The 17,754-nt window shown below is 70.7% G+C and carries 19 protein-coding genes; 10 read left to right on the top strand and 9 right to left on the bottom strand.

Annotation, left to right across the window (positions count from 1 at the left end):
- Positions 1-115 precede the first annotated feature (115 nt).
- The 9 genes from QSV35_RS03805 (at position 116) to QSV35_RS03765 (ending at position 7,420) form a co-directional block, all read left to right on the top strand.
- A complete protein-coding gene (locus tag QSV35_RS03805) occupies positions 116-481 on the top strand; it encodes an ArsR/SmtB family transcription factor (RefSeq protein WP_286286862.1) in 366 nt (121 codons plus the stop codon).
- A complete protein-coding gene (locus QSV35_RS03800) occupies positions 478-1,578 on the top strand; it encodes a cation diffusion facilitator family transporter (protein WP_286286859.1) in 1,101 nt (366 codons plus the stop codon). The genes QSV35_RS03805 and QSV35_RS03800 overlap by 4 nt, the downstream gene beginning before the upstream one ends.
- 5 nt (positions 1,579-1,583) lie before the next feature.
- Positions 1,584-2,165 (top strand): cation efflux transmembrane domain-containing protein, encoded by a 582-nt coding sequence (locus tag QSV35_RS03795; protein ID WP_286286857.1) that lies wholly within the window; start codon positions 1,584-1,586, stop codon positions 2,163-2,165.
- A 25-nt stretch (positions 2,166-2,190) separates the two neighbouring features.
- The gene (locus QSV35_RS03790) at positions 2,191-2,790 is read left to right on the top strand and encodes a cadmium resistance transporter (RefSeq protein ID WP_286286856.1); all 600 of its coding nucleotides are present in this window, start codon (positions 2,191-2,193) and stop codon (positions 2,788-2,790) included.
- 36 nt (positions 2,791-2,826) lie between these two features.
- On the top strand, positions 2,827-4,107 hold the full coding sequence (locus QSV35_RS03785; protein WP_286286853.1) for an APC family permease: 1,281 nt from the start codon (positions 2,827-2,829) through the stop codon (positions 4,105-4,107).
- 53 nt (positions 4,108-4,160) lie between these two features.
- The gene (locus QSV35_RS03780) at positions 4,161-5,261 is read left to right on the top strand and encodes a DUF998 domain-containing protein (protein WP_286286852.1); all 1,101 of its coding nucleotides are present in this window, start codon (positions 4,161-4,163) and stop codon (positions 5,259-5,261) included.
- 100 nt (positions 5,262-5,361) lie between these two features.
- On the top strand, positions 5,362-5,748 hold the full coding sequence (locus QSV35_RS03775; protein WP_286286850.1) for a GntR family transcriptional regulator: 387 nt from the start codon (positions 5,362-5,364) through the stop codon (positions 5,746-5,748).
- Positions 5,745-6,653 carry an ABC transporter ATP-binding protein gene (locus QSV35_RS03770; RefSeq protein WP_286286848.1) on the top strand — a complete coding sequence of 303 codons (909 nt, stop codon included), beginning with the start codon at positions 5,745-5,747 and terminating at the stop codon, positions 6,651-6,653. The genes QSV35_RS03775 and QSV35_RS03770 overlap by 4 nt, the downstream gene beginning before the upstream one ends.
- Entirely contained in the window at positions 6,650-7,420 is a 771-nt protein-coding gene (locus QSV35_RS03765) for a hypothetical protein (protein ID WP_286286847.1), read from the top strand. The genes QSV35_RS03770 and QSV35_RS03765 overlap by 4 nt, the downstream gene beginning before the upstream one ends.
- 153 nt (positions 7,421-7,573) lie before the next feature.
- Here QSV35_RS03765 and QSV35_RS03760 read toward each other — a convergent pair whose 3' ends face one another.
- Genes QSV35_RS03760 through QSV35_RS03750 form a run of 3 tightly spaced genes read right to left on the bottom strand, consistent with a single transcriptional unit; the run spans position 7,574 to position 10,921 of the window.
- Positions 7,574-8,896 (bottom strand): MFS transporter, encoded by a 1,323-nt coding sequence (locus tag QSV35_RS03760; protein ID WP_286286845.1) that lies wholly within the window; start codon positions 8,894-8,896, stop codon positions 7,574-7,576.
- Between the two features lie 43 nt (positions 8,897-8,939).
- Complete coding sequence (locus tag QSV35_RS03755) at positions 8,940-9,896, bottom strand: alpha/beta hydrolase fold domain-containing protein (protein WP_286286843.1); 957 nt, start codon at positions 9,894-9,896, stop codon at positions 8,940-8,942.
- A complete protein-coding gene (locus QSV35_RS03750; protein WP_286286840.1) occupies positions 9,893-10,921 on the bottom strand; it encodes an alpha/beta hydrolase in 1,029 nt (342 codons plus the stop codon). Before QSV35_RS03750 ends, QSV35_RS03755 begins: the two co-directional genes overlap by 4 nt.
- Before the next feature lie 89 nt (positions 10,922-11,010).
- Between QSV35_RS03750 and QSV35_RS03745 the strand changes: the two genes are divergently transcribed.
- Positions 11,011-12,003 carry a LacI family DNA-binding transcriptional regulator gene (locus QSV35_RS03745; RefSeq protein WP_286286838.1) on the top strand — a complete coding sequence of 331 codons (993 nt, stop codon included), beginning with the start codon at positions 11,011-11,013 and terminating at the stop codon, positions 12,001-12,003.
- A gap of 9 nt (positions 12,004-12,012) precedes the next feature.
- On the opposite strand, the gene rbsK is transcribed toward QSV35_RS03745, so the two are convergent.
- From rbsK to QSV35_RS03715, 6 genes are read right to left on the bottom strand one after another with little or no spacing between them, the layout of a single operon-like run.
- A complete protein-coding gene (gene rbsK / locus QSV35_RS03740; protein ID WP_286286836.1) occupies positions 12,013-12,933 on the bottom strand; it encodes a ribokinase in 921 nt (306 codons plus the stop codon).
- Entirely contained in the window at positions 12,933-13,895 is a 963-nt protein-coding gene (locus tag QSV35_RS03735; RefSeq protein WP_286286834.1) for a carbohydrate kinase family protein, read from the bottom strand. The genes rbsK and QSV35_RS03735 overlap by 1 nt, the downstream gene beginning before the upstream one ends.
- A complete protein-coding gene (locus QSV35_RS03730) occupies positions 13,892-14,956 on the bottom strand; it encodes an ADP-ribosylglycohydrolase family protein (RefSeq protein ID WP_286286833.1) in 1,065 nt (354 codons plus the stop codon). The genes QSV35_RS03735 and QSV35_RS03730 overlap by 4 nt, the downstream gene beginning before the upstream one ends.
- Entirely contained in the window at positions 14,953-15,756 is an 804-nt protein-coding gene (locus QSV35_RS03725; protein WP_286286832.1) for an SDR family oxidoreductase, read from the bottom strand. The genes QSV35_RS03730 and QSV35_RS03725 overlap by 4 nt, the downstream gene beginning before the upstream one ends.
- Positions 15,753-16,721 carry a nucleoside hydrolase gene (locus QSV35_RS03720; RefSeq protein ID WP_286286829.1) on the bottom strand — a complete coding sequence of 323 codons (969 nt, stop codon included), beginning with the start codon at positions 16,719-16,721 and terminating at the stop codon, positions 15,753-15,755. Before QSV35_RS03720 ends, QSV35_RS03725 begins: the two co-directional genes overlap by 4 nt.
- On the bottom strand, positions 16,721-17,659 hold the full coding sequence (locus QSV35_RS03715; RefSeq protein ID WP_286286827.1) for a nucleoside hydrolase: 939 nt from the start codon (positions 17,657-17,659) through the stop codon (positions 16,721-16,723). The genes QSV35_RS03720 and QSV35_RS03715 overlap by 1 nt, the downstream gene beginning before the upstream one ends.
- Positions 17,660-17,754: the final 95 nt, after the last annotated feature.

Raw genomic sequence — 17,754 nt, 5'->3', positions numbered from 1 at the left:
CCGGCCGCCGATGACAGACAGCGCTGAGAATCGGGCGGATGCGGACACCTCACGGAATCCTCATAGGGAGGGCATCGTTCGGCACGGCGGCCGAACCCAGCTACGATATCTGCGTATGAGCGCAGATAAGCAGGGATGCGGATACTCGACCGAGAGCCCGTACGTCGAGCTCGCCGTCGAGGTGTTCGCAATGCTCGCGGACGCGACGCGCGTGCGGATCATCCTGGCCCTCCACGACTCCGGCGAACTCTCCGTGAACCACCTCGCCGACATCGTCGACAAATCGCCCGCCGCCGTGTCGCAGCATCTCGCGAAGCTGCGACTCGCGCGGATCGTGTCGACCCGCCAGGAAGGGCAGCGCGTCTTCTACCGCCTCGAGAATGAGCATGCCTCACGGCTCGTCGCCGACGCGATCTACCAGGCGGAGCACTCCGTCGGCGGGACACCCCGCCATCACCACGCCGACCGGGAATCCGTATGAGCCGCACGCACGATCACGCCACGCGCACGCACGACGACCACGACCACCACCACGACCACGACCACGACCACCACCACGACCACGACCACGACCACGACCACGACCACGACCACGACCACGACGATCACGGGCACAGCCACGGTCACGGGCATGCCCACGACCACGGGCACGAGCACCCGACCGGCTTCACGGGCTTCCTCTACGGCCTGTTCGTGCCGCACACGCACGATGCCGCGGAGTCGATCGACGACGCGATGGAGGCCAGCCGCGCCGGCATCCGCGCCCTGATCATCAGCTTCGCGATCCTGCTGGTGACAACGATCCTGCAGGCGGCCGTCTTCTTCGTGAGCGGCTCGGTCGCGCTCCTCGCCGACACGATCCACAACTTCTCCGACGCGCTCACCGCCGTCCCACTGTGGGTCGCGTTCGTCCTCGGCCGCCGCGTCGCCACGCGCCGGTACACCTACGGTTTCGGCCGTGCGGAGGACCTCGCGGGCCTGTTCATCGTCGCCGTCGTCGCGCTCTCCGCGATCGTCGCCGCGTGGCAGTCGATCGACCGCCTGCTGCACCCGCAGCCGCTCGAGAACGTGTGGTGGGTCATCGTCGCCGGGTTCATCGGCTTCGCCGGCAACGAGGCGGTCGCGATCTATCGCATCCGCGTGGGGCGCCGGATCGGCTCCGCGGCCCTCGTCGCCGACGGCGTCCACGCCCGCACCGACGGCTTCACGTCGCTCGCGGTCGTCATCGGCGGCATCGGCGTCCTCCTCGGCTTCCCGCTGGCCGACCCGATCGTCGGCATCGTCATATCGGCCGCGATCTTCGTGCTCCTCATCGGCACGATCCGCTCCATCGGCCGTCGGCTCATGGATGCCGTCGAGCCGGACCTCCTCGAGCGCGCAGAGCACGCGCTGGAAGACGTGGACGGCATCACCCGCGTCGAGCGCGTGCGCCTGCGCTGGGTCGGGCACCGCCTGGAAGGGGACGCGATCGTCACCACCGCCGAGGACCCGACGGCCGTCGGCGCCGAGGCCGAGCGGAGCGTCCGCGACCACCTGAAGAACCTCGACGAGTTCCTCGTCAGCGTCCGCCGATCATGACGACGATGGATACGGAGCGCCTCCGCCGCGGGGGTATCGGGCTCGAGATCACAACGCTCGCGTGGAACGTCGTCGGGGTGGTGCTGCTCGCGATCCTCGCCTGGCAGTCCGCATCCGTCGCCCTCCTCGGGTTCGGGCTCGACAGCCTCATCGAGATCGGCGCCAGCACCGTCGTCATCTGGGAACTGACCGGCACCGACGAGAAGCGGCAGCACGTCGCACTCCGCCTGATCGGCTGGGCGTTCATCCTGCTCGCGGTGTACCTGCTCGTGCAGGCCGCCGTCGCGCTCATCAGCGGACACCGCGCCACGCCGCTCCTCGGCGGCATCGGATGGACCGCGGCCACCGCGATCGCGATGTTCCTCCTCGCGTGGGGCAAGCACGTGGTCGGGCGGCGACTGGGCAACCCGGTCCTCGTCACCGAGGGACGCGTCACGCTGATCGACGGCATCCTCGCCACGAGCGTGCTGCTCGGCATCGTGCTCGACTACACCCTCGGCTGGTGGTGGGCCGACCCCGTCGCCGGACTCGTCATCGTCTTCTACGCCGCGCGCGAAGCCGTCCACATCTTCCGCGGCGACGCCTGAACGCCGTTCGGCGCTACCGTGGCTCATGTCCTCCGCACCGGCCGCCATCGGAGTCGCGGTCGCGCTGTTCGTCGGCACCAACCTCGATGACATCGTCGCGCTGGCGCTTCTGAACGCCTCGTCGAGCGCGACCGGGCGGCCGCGGCGGTGGCACATCTGGGTCGGTCAGTACGTCGGCCTCGGCATCCTCGTCGCGGTCTCAGCGATCGCCTCGGTGGGCCTGGCCGCCGTGCTCGGCGGCTGGATCTGGACGATCGGCCTCATCCCGCTGACGCTCGGCGTGATCCGCCTGATCGCCGCGATCCGCTCCCACGGCGCCGGGGTGGGGAACGTGTCCGCGGCGGCGCACGGCATTCTCGGTGTCGTCGGGCTGACCCTCGCCAACGGCGGTGACAACCTCGCCGCCTACACCCCGGTGTTCCACACGCTCTCGCCTGCGGAGTTCACGATCACGATGGGCGTGTTCGCCGTCGGCGTGGCCGTCTGGTGCACGCTCGGCCGCATCGTCGTCTCCCACCGGCGCGTGACCGCGGCCCTCCAGTCGTGGGGCCGGTGGATCATCCCCGCCGTGTACATCGCCATCGGTCTCTGGGTGATCGCGAAAGGCTGGATGCCGCATCCCTGATCCGCGGACACGCGGGCGTCCGCGAGAATCGAGGATGTGACGACCGGTTCGGGAGGCGGCGCCCTTGTGCGGCGCGTGCGGCTCGGCGACGCCGTCGTCATCGGCCTCGGCTCGATGATCGGCGCCGGCATCTTCGCGTCCTTCGCGCCGGCGGCCGCCGCCGCGGGCGCGGGACTCCTCATCGGCCTCGTGATCGCAGGATTCATCGCGTTCTGCAACGCGACGTCCTCGGCGCAGCTGGCCGCCCAGTATCCGACGTCGGGCGGCACGTACGTCTACGGCCGGGAGCAGCTCGGCGCCTGGCCCGGGTTCCTCGCCGGCTGGTCGTTCGTCATCGGGAAGACGGCGAGCTCCGCGGCGATGGCGATCACGTTCGCGACCTACGCCGTGCCCGGCCCGTGGGTGAAGCCCGTCGCGATCGCCGCCGTCATCGTGCTGACCCTCGTCAACACGCTCGGCATCACACGCACGGCCCTCGCCACCCGCATCCTCGTCGCCCTCGCCCTCGTCGCGCTGACCGTCGCGGTCGTCATCGGGTTCAGCCATACGGCGCCCACCGCCTCCACCCCCGGCACCGCGGTCACTGTCTACGGGGTGCTCCAGTCGGCGGGCTTCCTCTTCTTCGCGTTCGCGGGGTACGCGCGCATCGCGACGATGGGCGAGGAGGTCGTTGATCCCGTCCGCACGATCCCCCGCGCGATCACGACGGCACTGACGATCACGCTCGTCGTCTACGCCCTCGTGGCACTCTCCGCCCTCCACGCGCTCGGCCCGGCGGGGCTCGCCGCCTCGGCCGCTCCGCTGAGGGCGGTCGCCGACACGTCGGGCGCCGCATGGCCGGGGATCGTCATCCGCATCGGCGCCGCCGCGGCATCGCTCGGAGCGCTCCTCGCGATGATCGCCGGAATCGGCAGGACGAGCCTCGCGATGGCCCGCAACAGCGACATCCCGCGGTGGTTCTCGGCCGTGCATCCGCGATTCTCGGTCCCTTATCGCGCTGAACTCGTCCTCGGCGGCGTGGTCTGCATGCTCGTCGCGGTCACCGACCTGCGGGGCGCGATCGGCTTCTCGTCGTTCGGCGTGCTCCTCTACTACTTCGTCGCGAACGTCTCGGCCTGGACGCAGACCAGGGAGAATCGGCGCTACCCGCGCGCACTCACCGTCGCCGGGGCGATCGGATGCCTCGTCCTGGTCGTGACGCTCCCGCCCGCATCCGTCGTCGCGGGCGTCATCGTGATCCTCGTCGGCGTCGCGTACCGCGCGATCCGACTGCGCGTGCAGCGCAACGGCACGGATGCGGACCGGACCTCGCCCTGATCGATAAGGTGAGCACGAGCACCACTCGGACGCCGTCGGGGAGGGTCATGGCCGTGGAGCAGCATCGTTCACCGGGGATGCGCCCGGCCCGGGCGAACGGCTCCGATCGGCGCATCGGCGTGCGGCTCGAATCGCTCTCGACCCGCTGGGCCATCACGGCGTTCGCCGCCGGCGGGGTCATCACCGTCATCGTGATGTTCGGATCGCGCTGGCCGCTCGCCGACGGCGACCTGTCGGTCGGCAACGTCGCCGCCTGGATCACGGCTGCCTTCGCCGGCCTCGCGTTCGCGAGCGCCTTCGTCGTCGAGGCGCGCCGCGGCTACGACTCGTGGCGCCGCGGACTGCCGATGATCAAACGCATCCTGGATCTCGTCGCGATGTCGCTCGCGATGGCGATGCTGTCTTACCTCATCGTGCTGGCGGTCGCGAGCCTCTTCCAGCTCGGCTTCCACGGGCTGACGATCGACCCCTGGGGCGGCGGCGCGCTCGCCGGAGCCGCCGCGGCGACGTTCACGTATGTCGCGGTGCTCGCGGGAGCACGCGTCACCTCGGAGGGGCTCAGCATCCTCGCGACCCTCGTCATCTTCGTCGGGACCATCTCGAGCATGCTGAGCGCACCCGACCAGTCGTGGTGGCAGCTGCACTTCTCGAAGCTCGGCAACAACATCGCCGCATCCGGCTACCGCTTCAACCTCTCCCTCATCCTCACGGGCCTCGTCATCACGGTCCTCGCCAACTACGTCGCGCACGACATCGAACTGGGGCTGCGCGCCCGCAAGGTCGAACCCGAGAAGCGGGTGCGCCTCTTCGCGTGGGTGTACGCCGGCATCGGCATCGGCATGGCGGTCGCGGGGTCCGTGCCCGACGACGTCAGCTTCCCCACGCACGTCTCGGCGGCGACCGGCATGGTGGTCATGGTCGGCATCTTCGTGTTCCTCGCCTTCCGGTACCTGCCCGGGCTCCCCCGCGACGTCGCGGTGTTCTCCCTGCTCGCGCTCGCCGGAGTCGTCGTCGCCGTCGTGCTGTGGGTGCCGATCGGCTACTACAACCTGACCGGAATGGAGTTCATCGCGGCGGGCCTGCTGTTCGCGTGGCTCACGGTGTTCGTGCGCGCGATGGAGGTCTACGCGCGCCCTCCGCGCGAAGCGCTCTGAACCCGCGAGACGACCTCACGGGTTGACACGATGGATGCCGCGTGGTTTGGTTAGTTAGTCAAGTAATTAACCAACCATCCGAAAGGTGCCCTGACGCTGCATGGATGAGTCGCGACCGATCTTCCTTCAGATCGCCGAGCAGATCGAGAACGAGATCATCGACGGCATCCTCCCGGAGGACGCCCAGATCCCGTCCACGAACGAGCTCGCCGCGTTCCATCGCATCAACCCGGCCACCGCCCTGAAGGGAGTGAACATGCTCGTCGACGACGGCGTGGTGGAGAAGCGCCGCGGCATCGGCATGTTCGTCACCGTCGGAGCCCGTGCGCGCCTCATCGACCGGCGGCGTGCGGAGTTCGCGGCCGAGTACGTCCGGCCGCTCGTGGCCGAGGCGGCCAAGCTCGGCATCGACCTCGACCAGCTCACCGACATGCTCCGCGCGCAGACGGTCTCCCTGCGCACCCCGACCGAAGGGATCCCCTCATGACCCTCGCTCCCGTGGTCCGCACGCGCGGACTCGTCCAGCGCTACGGCTCATTCACCGCGCTCGACGGCGTCGACCTGGAGCTCGGCGCCGACCGCATCTACGGCCTCCTCGGCCGCAACGGCGCCGGCAAGACCACCTTGATGCAGCTGCTGACCGGACAGATCTTCCCGAGCGGCGGCGCGCTCGAGGTGTTCGGGCACGCACCGGCCGAGCACGCGGGCGTCCTGCGCCGCCTCTGCTTCATCGCCGAGTCGCAGCGCTACCCGGACAACTTCAGCGCGCGGCACGTGCTCAAGGCCGCGCCGTGGTACTTCGAGAACTGGGATGCCGCGTTCGCCGAGCGTCTCGTCGCCGACTTCGGGGTTCCCCTCGGCCGCCGCATGAAGAAGCTCTCGCGCGGTCAGCTCTCGGCGGTCGGCGTCATCGTCGGCCTCGCGTCCCGCGCCGAGCTGACGTTCTTCGACGAGCCGTACCTCGGCCTCGACGCCGTCGCGCGGCACATCTTCTACGACCGGCTGCTCGAGGACTACGCGGAGCACCCGCGCACGATCGTGCTGTCGACTCATCTGATCGACGAGGTCGCGAACCTCCTCGAGCACGTCGTCGTCATCGATCAGGGCCGCATCCTGCTCGATCAGGATGCCGACGAGGTCCGCGGGTCCGCGACCACCGTCGCGGGCGCATCGGCCGCGGTCGACGCGTTCGTCGCCGACCGCCCGGTCATCGCCCGGGAGCGGCTCGGGGGTCTCGCATCCGTCACCATCGACCAGCGACTCGACCGCGACGAGCGCGTCGAGGCCGCCGAACTCGGGCTCGAACTCGCTCCCGTCTCCCTCCAGCAGCTCATCGTCCACCTCACCGGCGCCGCCATCGACGGCTCCGACGCGGAAGGGAAGGCAGCATGACCACCGTGACCGCACCCTCGATGTCGGCGACATCCACCTCGAGCGCGAACCGCAATCCGATCTGGCGCACCGTGCGCCTGCACGCCGTCAACCCGTCCGTGTTCTTCGGCATCCCGTGGCTCATCGTCGGAGCGGCGTGGGCGCTGTCGATGGTGATCGGCATCATCCTGCACGGGTCCGGCGTGGTCCCCGCCGGCGACATCCCCGGGATGCGGTATTCCTGGGCCGTCCTCTCCCCGCAGTGGTACCTGATCGTGGTGGGAGTGCAGGCGATCGGGCTCACGTTCCCGTTCGCGCTGGGCTTCGGATCGACGCGCCGCGACTTCTGGCTCGGGACGTCGACGATGTTCGTCCTCGTCTCGACCGAGATGGCGGTCGCGATCGCGACGCTCGTCCAGATCGAGAAGGCGACGAACGGATGGGGCTTCGGCGTCCATGTGTTCGACGCGCTCTGGTACGGCCAGGCGGGCTGGATGCAGGACTTCTACACGACGTTCGTCCTGCAGCTGTTCGTCCTGTTCGTCGGCGCGACGGCCACGACGATCTACATGCGGTGGCGCATCCCCGGCATGCTCGTCTTCGCCGCCTCGGCGATCGTCCTCGTGGTCGCGCTGATCGCCCTGCTGACCTTCACCGGGTCGTGGGCGCCGGTGTCGGCGTGGTTCATGAGCATCGGGATCGCAGGCGCCTTCACGGTCCTCCTCGGGCTGACCGTGGTGTGGGCGATCGTCGGATACCTCGTCATCCGCCGCGCGACCACGCGCTGACGCAGCTGACGTTTCGACTCGCTTCGCTCGCTCAACGACCCGCAGATACCTGCGGGTCGTTGAGCGAGGAGCGCCAGCGACGAGACGAAACGCAGTTCGCGAGCGGACGACAGCGGCCCCGTGGGGCTGCCGCCATCCGCATCCCCGCCTCCGTCAGCGGACGGTCTTGATCGGGATGACCGCGAGGCCGCCCAGGACGCCGAAGACGATCGCCGCGATGAACAGGGCGCTGTAGTTCTCGGTGCCGCCTCCGATCGACAGGAGAGGCAGCGCGATGAGCGGCACGAGCAGCTGCGGCAGCTGGAACGACAGCGACACGATCCCGAGGTCCTTGCCGGCGTCCTTGAACGTCGGCAGCACCTCGGTCATGAGCGCGACGTCGACCGAGACGTACGCGCCCTGGGCCGCGCCGACGATCACGATGCCGATCGTGAAGACCGTGATGTCCGGGGCGAGGAGCGCGATGACGAGACCCACGGCCGACAACAGCGACGAGAACAGGACGATCGGCTTGCGCCGGCCGGTGCGGTCGGAGATCCAGCCGAACAGGAGTGTCATGAGGATGTTGCCGACGGTGAACATGATCAGCATCCCGGCCTGCACGCCCGACGCCTGCTCCTTGGGGATGCCCAGCCGGTCGATGATGAAGAACAACAGGTAGCCGGCGACCGACACGATCGACATCGTGACGAGCAGGCGGCACATCCATGCCCAGAAGAAGTCGCGGTACTTCACCGGGTCGAGCCAGTACGTCGACAGGATGTCGGACCACCGGAGGCGCGCCGGCCTGTCGGTGCGCACGATGTCGTGCAGACCGAAGAACAGCAGGAAGCTGAAGATCGCGCCGAGGAACCCGGGGACGATGAACCACGTCCACTGCTTGTCGTTGGGCATGGCGGCGACGAGGACGGCCCCGACGATCCCCGCGATCCCGCCCGCAGCACTCGCGAACGCCGACACGCGGGCACGGATGCGGGTGGCGATCTGATCGGCGAGGAGCGCATGCACGGCGACGTTCGTCGCGCCGAATCCCGCCTGCACGATGACCCAGCCGAGGACGACGACCCACAGCTCGACGGAGAACGCGAGCACGACGATGCCGACGCATCCCACGATCGTGCCCCACAGGATCCACGGCCGGCGCTTGCCCATGCGCGCCATCGTCCGGTCGCTGAGTCGTCCGAACAGCGGCGTGATGACCATGACGACGATGCCGCCGATCGCGGCGGTGACGGAGAGGTCGATGCCCTTGCCGTGGTCGTCGGTGAAGGCGAAGAGCTTCGGGATGGAGGAGCCGATGATCGTGTTGATCGACAGCGTCAGCCCGAACCACGCCAGGACGTAGAGGGTCAGGAAGGCGCGGGGCTGCGGTGAGCCGGGGACCTCGTCGATCCCCGCGGCGGCGACGGGTTCGGCGAGCATCTCCTCGAGCGTCGGAGCGGTGCCGAGCGGTTCGGGTTCGAGCGGGTGGGACATCGTCGTCCTCTTTCGGGTGGGGTGTTTCCGGGGGTGGGTTGTTTCAGGGGTGGTAGACCGCGGCGAGCATGCGCGTGTGCGCGGCGAACGTGTCGCGCGCGGCGGCGAACGTGCGGGTGAGCCCGAGACTGCCGTGCACGTGGCCGGCGCCGACGACGAGGTCGACGTCGACGCCCGCCTCCGTGAGGCGCTCGGCGTAGGCGATCCCGCCGTCCCGCAGCGGGTCGAACTCGGCGACGAAGATCGAGGTGGGCGGCAGGCCGGAGAGGTCCTCGACCTCGAGCGGCGATGCGCCCGGAGGGATATCGCTCCCGCCGACATAGACGCCGACGAGCGACGCCGCATCGTCGACGCCGTAGCCCTGCCCGTACAGCTCGAACGACTCCCCGAACGGCAGGAGGGATGCGGCGGGCACCTCGAGGTCCTGGTGGATGAGCACGTCGTCTCCGGCGTCCCGGATCATGAGGGCCGCGCTCGCGGCGATCGTCGCCCCGGCGGAGTTCCCGCCGATGCCGATCCGCACGGGGTCCGCGCCGAGCGTGGGATCGATCGCGAGCGCGCCGACGGCTGCGACGGCGTCCAGGGCTGCGGCCGGGTACGGATGCTCGGGCGCGAGCCGGTACTCGAGGGAGCACACCTGGATGCCGGCATCCTTCGCGCGCGCCGCGCACAGCCGGTCGTTGAGGATCTCGTCGACCGTGCCGCCGAGGAACCCCCCGCCGTGCAGGACGAGCTGCGTGGGCGCCATGCGCGGGAGGCCATCGGGCCGGTACCGGCGCATCCGGAGCGGTCCGCCCGGCCCCTCGATCCAGACGTCGTCGATCGCGACGCCGTCGGGCACGGGCAGCGTCACCTCCTCGGCGAGGAGATCCGACATCCGCAGCATCGCGGCCCGGCGCCCCGCCCAGTCGTCCGGCGCGACCGCCGCCACATCCGCCGTCAGGTTCGCGTGCAGCTCGGCCCACGCGAGGATCGCGGGGTCGAGCGCGACGACGGTCACGCGCGGGCCCGGGGGTCGGCGTACTCGACGGGCTCGTCGTGCAGCGCCCGCAGCGTCGCGATGACGTCGCGGTGCATGTGATCGGCGGCCGGGACATACCCGGTCAGTCCGCCTGATTCGTGCGTCTGGCCGATGATCCGGACCGCGGTCGCGGGCACCCCGTCGGCGACGAGCCGGCGCGCGAACGCCTCGCCGTCGCCGCGCAGCGGGTCGAGCTCGGCGGTGTAGATGACGGTCCGCGGGAACCCCTCGAGCGTCTTCGCGAGCATCGGCGACGCGTACGGATTCTGCTGCGCGCTCTTGCGCTTGCCGAGGTACTGGCGCACGAGCATCCGGCCCACGCGCCGCAGGATGAAGCCGGGGACGTTCGAGTCGAGGCCCTTCGCATCGACATGGCCCATCGTGAGGTCGAGGGCGGGCGCCTCCAGCAGCACCAGCCGGAGCCGGTGGTTCGCGCGGTCGCGGTTCATGAGCGCGGTCGCGGCGGCGAGGTTGCCGCCGGAGGATGCGCCGCCCAGAGCGACCCGCGCGGGGTCCCCGCCGATCTCGCCGGCGTGTGCGACCGCCCACTCGAGCGCCGTCCAGCACTGCTCCGGCTGTGCGGGGAACTTCACCTCGGGCGCGTGCGAGTAGTCGACGGCGATGACGATGATGCCCGACTCGTGGGCGCGGCGGCGGAAGCCCGCATCCCATCCGACCCAGTCGATGCCGGCGAGCGTGAAGCCGCCGCCGTAGCAGTAGACGAGGATCGGCAGGCCCGTGGTCTCGCCCGGGGCAGGCCGCTCGGCTGTCGGCCAGTACACGCGGATGCGGACGCTCGGGTGGCCGCCGGCGACCGGCAGCACGTGCTCCTCGGTCGCCACGTCGATCGGCGCGATGCCGAGGAGCCGGCTCTGCGCGACGTCGAGTTCGGCCGCCTGCCTGCGGCGCTCGGCGGGATCGCGCGGTTCGGGGCGGCGCAGCGGGGCGATGCGCCGCTCCATGGCGGTCACGTACGCATCGACGGTGGGGGTTCGCTCGGTCATCGTTGACGGACCTCTTCGGCTCGGGATGTCGTGGAGACTATTGTGAGCAATCGAAGAACTTCGATGAAGTGTTTCTACAACGAGGTGCGATGGACGGTGCAGTCGGCAAGGTCACCATCTACGACGTCGCCGAGCGCGCCGGCGTCAGCATCTCGACGGTGTCGCTCGCGATCAACGCTCCGCACCGGGTCAGCGACGAGACCCGCTCCCGCGTGATCGAGGCGGCGACGCAGCTCGGCTACCGCCGCACGCCGTCGCGGCAGCGCGCCGAGACTTCCGCGCTGCGGATCGCGGTCGCGGCCCCCTTCACGAGCTACCCGTCCTACTACCGGCGCCTGTCCGGGATGCTGCTGCACGCGCGACGGGCGGCGGTCGACCTCATCCCCCACGACCTGGATTCCGCCGCGAGCGCTGCAGATCCGCTCCTCCACGCGCTCCCCGCGCGCGGCGACGTCGACGGGCTGATCGTCATGGGGGTGCCGCTCAGCGCGGCCGCGCTGCGCGCGAGCCGGACCGCGCGGCTCCCGGTCGTGCTCGTCGATATCCGGCGGGAGAGGCCCTCGCTCGGCGCCCCCGTCGTGCTCATCGACGACGAGGCCGGCGGGCGCCTCGTCGGCGAGCACCTCCGCGCCGCCGGGCATCGCCGCGTGGGGTTCGTGCACGAACGGCAGCTCTCGTCGGACTACGTGTCGGCGGGGATGCTGCGAGCCCGCGGCATCCTGGAGTCCGTCGAGCTCGTCGACGTCCCGGTCGACGTGTTCGGGGAGCCCGGGCCCGCGCTCCGCGAGGCGCTGGCGAAGGATGCGGGCATGACCGCCGTGTTCGCGAACCACGACGGGCTCGCCGCGCACACGTGGCGGGCGATCGAGGAGACCGGCCGCCGCGTACCGGACGACATCGCGGTCGTCGGCTACGACGACGGCGAGCTCGCCGCGTCCCTCGGTCTCACGACCGTCCGCCAGCCGTTCGTGGAGTCCGGGCGCGCAGCCCTCGACCTCGTGCTCGCGGAGCTCTCCGGAGAGGGCACGCGCGTGTCGCACGTCGAGCTCGCGCCCGAGCTCGTGGTGCGCCGCAGCGCGTGATGCGCCCCGCTATGCCCGGGCGGCCTCGCGGATGAACGCCTCGACCGCATCGCGGTCAGGGTAGGACGATTGCGCGCCCTTCGAGGTGACGGCGATCGCCGACATCGCGGTGGCGAACCGCACGGCGTCGCGCAGGTTCGCACCGCGGGCGAGCTCGCACGCCGTCGCGCCGACGAAGGCGTCTCCAGCGCCCGTCGTGTCCACGACCTCCACGCGATGGGCCGGCACCACCTCGACGCCGTCCGCGTCGCCGACCACGGCACCCGCGGCGCCGAGCGTGATGACGACCGAGCGCGCTCCCGCCGCCAGCAGATCGGCGGCGAGCTCCTCGAACGTCGCCTCGCGGTCGCTGCCGAGCACGATCCGCGCCTCGTACTCGTTGACCACCAGCGGGTCGCAGGCCTGCAGGACCACGGGGTCGAGGTGCGCGGCCGGCGCCGCGTTCAGCAGCACGCGCACGCCCTCGGCGGCAGCCCGGCCGACCACATGCACGACGGTCTCGAGCGGCACCTCGAGGTTCAGCACGAGCACGTCCGCGGCGAGCCACGCGGGGGCGAGCTCCTCCGCCATCGCGACATCGATCGAGTAGTTCGCACCCGGCGACACCACGATGGAATTCTCACCGTCCGGCGTGAGCAGGATCATCGCCGTGCCCGTCGGGCGCTCCCCCCGGCGCACGCCATCGACCTCCACCCCGGCGTCCGCCAGGTTCTGCAGCAGAAAGTCCGCGTGCGCGTCCCGCCCCACGCAGCCGAGGAAGCGCGTCGCCGCGCCGGCACGCGCGGCCGCAGCCGCCTGGTTCGCGCCCTTGCCGCCCGGGAACAGATGAAGATCCGACCCGAGCAGCGTCTCGCCGCCCGACGGACGCCGCGGCACCTCGACGACGAGATCCGCGTTGGCGCTGCCCAGGACCATGACGTTGCTGACCATCATCCGATTCTTCCGTTCTCGACGTGCTGTCGTCCGACGGGCCCGTCCGTGTCGCGCTCGCCCCGCGACCCCGCCACGAACGACTCGATCTCCGCTGCCGACACGGCACCGGAACGCGGTCCGAGGAGGGTCGCCGCACGCCCGGCCGCCGCGGTCGCGAACCTCGCCGCCGTGATGGGCTCGTCGCCGCGCAGCCGGCTGAAGACGTAGGCAGCGAGATACGTGTCCGAGCAGCCTGTCGTGTCGACGACATCGACGCGCAGGGCGGGGACGACGTCGATCCGATCGCCCTCGAACACGGTCGATCCGCGGGCGCCGTCCACGACGATGACCTCGCGACCGGAGGCCAGTTCCCCGGGGACCTGACCGACGGCATCCAGTGCCTCCGCGTTCGTGATCACCCACCTCGCCGCGGCGATGCTCCCGGCGTCGAGTTCGGCATCGCCGATGCCTGCGGGCTCGACGTCGATGGCGAGCCGCGCACCGCGCGCGACGGCGCCCAGGACCAGGGAGCGGATGAGGGGCTGACGCAGCTCGGCGAGACTCGTGACGATCGCGGACGCCTGCTCCAGCGTCGGACGGAGACGCTCGTCGGGCGCGATCGTCTCGCGGCCGTCGTCGTCGATCAGGATGGACCGCTCGCCGCCCACCCGCACGACCTGGCACACGCACGTGCGCGCGGTGCGGCTCACCTGCACGAGCGACGTGTCGACGCCGTGGTCCTGCAGCGATGCGAGCACGCCCTCGGCACCGTCGGCGCCGATGCGTTCAAGATGGATGGTGTGCGCACCGAGTCGCGCGAGGACGCACGCCGTGTTGGCGATCATCCCCCCGTACGTGGTCGAGTGCGACCGCAGCAGGCCCTTGCCGCCGAGCGCCGGCCAGGCATCCGCCTCGTAGTAGTGGTCGACCCCGCTCGGCCCGATCGTGACGACGGTCGGCGCCGGCTCCCCGCCGCTCACGCCGCCCCCAGGTGACGCACGGCGACCAGGTCGCGGGCGAGGCCGGCGAGGTCCATGTCGTTCACGCGGACGACGGTCTCGGCGAGCTCGCGTGGGAACGCTCGCGATCCCGCGACCGACCCGGCCAGGGCACCCACGATCGTGGCGACCGTATCGGTGTCATCGCCGGCGTTCACCGCGGCGGTGACGGCGCTCATGGCATCCGGCGCCACGGAGAGGATGCCGACCGCCGCAGGGACCGCCTCGTTCGCCATGAGCCCGCACCCCACCACGGCGGCGATGCGCGCGGCCGCATGCTGCACGTCCACCGAGTCGCGCGCGACCTCGATGGCCAACTCGATCCGCGCCGCAAGCGACGCGCCGGGCACGATGTGGGTCGCCGTCTCCGCGGCTCTCGAGGCGGGGCCCGCGAAGGCGGCGCATGTCATCGCCACGAGCGCGAACGGGGTCTCGTCGCCGTGCGGCACGTGACTGAGGCCGACGTTGACGCCGATCGCGACGATCGCGGCCGCAGCCGCGGCGAGGTGGTTGTCATGAGTGGGAAGCGACACCGCGATCGCACTGTGAAGCGCATCGGTGACGTTCTCGGCGACGCACCCCACTGGGGCGATCCGCATCGCCGCGCCGTTCGTCGCCTGTCCGCCGCGGTAGCGGAAGAACGGCGTCTCGACCTCTTCGCCGGCGAGCCGGAGCACGGACGCCCGGGTCGTGGGGCCGGCGAAACGCTGATAGCGCTCATCCGCCCACCACGCGAGGATCGCGTCGCGTCCGGTGTCCCACGACGTCTCCCCGCCGCGCGCGACGATCGTGCGCGCGAGGTGGTAGGCCTGCGAGAAGTCGTCGGTCACCTGCCCGGGCGGGCATCCCCGCGCGAACGTGTCGTCGGGCGGGACGACGAAAGACGTCACCTCTCCTCCGAAGTGCTCGACGATCTGCTCGCGGGTCCGCAGCTCTGTCGCCGCCCCCATCGCATCGCCGATGGCCGCGCCCAGCAGCACGCCGAGCACCCGGTCCTCGAGCGCGCTGACGTCGGCGGCGGGGCCGTCGAGCGGAGCTGTCACAGCGTGGCCCCCGCATCCACCACGAGCGTCGTCCCGGTGATGTACCGGGCTTCGTCGGACGCGAGCCATCGGATGGCGTGCGCGACGTCGATCGGCTCCATCCGTTCGATCGGCATCGGCAGCGCGAGCGTGTCGCCCCCGCCGAAGCCGGCCTGCCATTTCTCCGCCTGCGGGTTCTCGGTCATGTAGGTCGAGGTGCCCCCGGGCTCCACAACGACGACGCGGATCGACTCGGGCGCGAGCTCCAGCGCGAGCGACTTCGCCATGCCGACGAGCCCGCTCTTGGCCGCCGCGTAATGCCCGATCGTGGCGAGCGGACGCACCGCCGCAGTCGAGCCGACGATGATGATCGCTCCTCCCCGACCGCCCGCGCGGAGAGCGGGCACGGCTGCGCGGACCGTGTTCCAGGTGCCGGTGAGGACGACGTCGAGCATCGTCCCCCACTGCTCCTCGGTGGCCTCCCATGTGGTGGGGGGCCACGATGCGATCCCGGCGTTCGCGACGACGGTGTCCAGGCGTCCCCATTCGGCGAGGGCACGGTCCACCGCGGCTCGCAGCTCGGCGACGTCGCGGACGTCCGCGTGTGCGGCGATCGCCTCGCCACCGGCGTCCCGGATCAGGTCGACCGTGGCGTCGAGCTCGGATGCGCCCGCCGTCTCGTACGTCAGTCCCTCTACCTGCGCCCGGACGTCCGTCACCACGAGTCGCGCACCGGAATCGGCCAGAGCGAGGGCGGTCGCCCGGCCGATGCCGCGACCGGCGCCGGTCACGAGAGCGACCTTGCCGGCGAAGTCGATCATGACTCCTCGCCCGGCCTCCGGTAGGCGGCGATGAGAGCGAGCACCTCGTCTGCGATCGACTCCTCGATGTCGAGCAGCACGGTGCAGTGCGCGCCCTCCTGCGGGGGGAAGCCGGCGTAGAGGCCGCGCATGTCGCACACCGTCGCTCCATGCGACGGTCCATCGGAGCAGTCGATCTCGACGTTGACCACGGGCGCCGTGTTGATGGTCAGGGTGCCTGCGGCGGCCGCGACCGCGATCGTGTCGTGCATCGTGGCGATCCAGCCGCCGAAGCTCTGCCCGATGAAGTCGCCGTAGTGCTGCATGATCCGCGACATGTACTGTGCGGCCTTGCCGCCGGCATCCAGCACCGCGCGGCGCTCGGGAGTGATGACGACCTTCATGGTGACGTCGAGGCCGGCCATGATGATCGGCCACGGCGCCCGGAAGACGGCGGCCGCCGCCTCGGCATCGTGCGCGATGTTCGCCTCCGCGACGGGGGTCGCGTTGCCGGGAGCGAGCGCGTTGCCGCCCATGATCGACACGCCTGCGACGAGACCCGGCAGCTCGGGGTCGAGGGCCAGCGCCGTCGCGATGTTCGTGAGCGGACCGACCGGCACCAGCCAGACCTCGCCGGGGTTGGCGTGCACGATGTCGATGATCTGCTGCGCGGCCGTGGTGTCGGCGGCCGGGCCGACGGGGGCGCCGTCATAGACGTTGCCCTGGCCGTCGTCGCCGTGCACGAAGTACGCGAAGTAGGTGTCCTTGCGCAGCAACGGTCCTGCTGCCCCCTGCGCGACCGGGACGTCGCCTCGGCCGACGAGCTCGAGCGTGTGGATCGTGTTGCGCGTCGCGGTCGGCACGTCGACGTTGCCCCACACCGACCCGACAGCCAGCAGATCGATGTCGGGATGCAGCGCGGCGTACATGATCGCCATCGTGTCGTCCACCCCGGTGTCGCAGTCGAGGATCATCTTGACGGTCATCAGTCCTCCTTCAGGGTCGCGTCGAGCACCGAGAGCCGGTCGTCGAGCAGCCTGCGGAAGCGTTCGACGTCCACCCCGAACGCGACGTCGCAGTTCGGTTCGCCCCAGCGGTCGAGGTAGTCGACCACGGTCATGCCCGTCGTCAGCCGGCCGGTGTTCTCGACGTCGACGAAGAGCCGGCGGGTGGTGATGACCTCGGGGTCGATCACGGCGGCGATGGCGAGCGAGTCGTGCTGAGCCATCCCCGCGCCCTCCTCGTGGTGGCTGTCCCCGTAGCCCGCCAGCAGGTGGTCGACCATCTTCGCGGCGGGGCCTCCCGAGGTGAGCAGCTGAGGCAGGTGATGCGCGCCGACGAGAGCCTGGTGGGTCGCATTCAGACCGACCATCGTGAGCGGCACGCCGAACCCGAACACGCGGACCGCAGCATCCGGATCGAACCAGATGTTGAACTCGGCGGTCGGCGTCGCGTTGCCGAGCACGTCGAGGGTGCCGCCGCCCATCAGCACGATCCGCTCGATCTTGCGCGCGGTCTCGGGGTACTCGTTCATCAGCTTGGCGATGTTCGTGAGCGGACCGATCGCGACGACGGTCACCGGATCCTCGCTCTCCTCGATGAGGCGAGCGAGCAGGGGTACGCCCGGCTCGAGAACGCGCGGGGACTCCGGCAGCTCGTATCCGCCGAAGCCGTTCTCGCCGTGCACCTGCGCCGCGTTCGACGGAGTGCGCCACATGGGCAGCGCGGACCCGCGGCCCACCGGGACGTCGAGCCGGAGCAGATCTGCCAGCGCGGCGGCGTTCGGCGCGGTGTTCTCGATTCCCACATTGCCGGCGACGGCGACGACTCCGAGGATCTCGACCTCGGGGCTCGCCGCCGCGAGCATGATCGCGAGGGCGTCGTCGATGCCCGGGTCTGTGTCGATGATGATGGGTCGGGCCATGATGCTCCTCTGGGCGATGTCGGGGAATGTCGGATTGTCGGAAGGGATGGCGGGTGGCGGCATCCGCCCGGCCCTGGGCGTTGCCGGGTCCCGGC

This window comes from Microbacterium candidum (assembly GCF_030315975.1).
Taxonomy (GTDB): Bacteria; Actinomycetota; Actinomycetes; order Actinomycetales; family Microbacteriaceae; genus Microbacterium; species Microbacterium candidum.
This window is presented reverse-complemented; position numbering and strand designations above follow the sequence as displayed.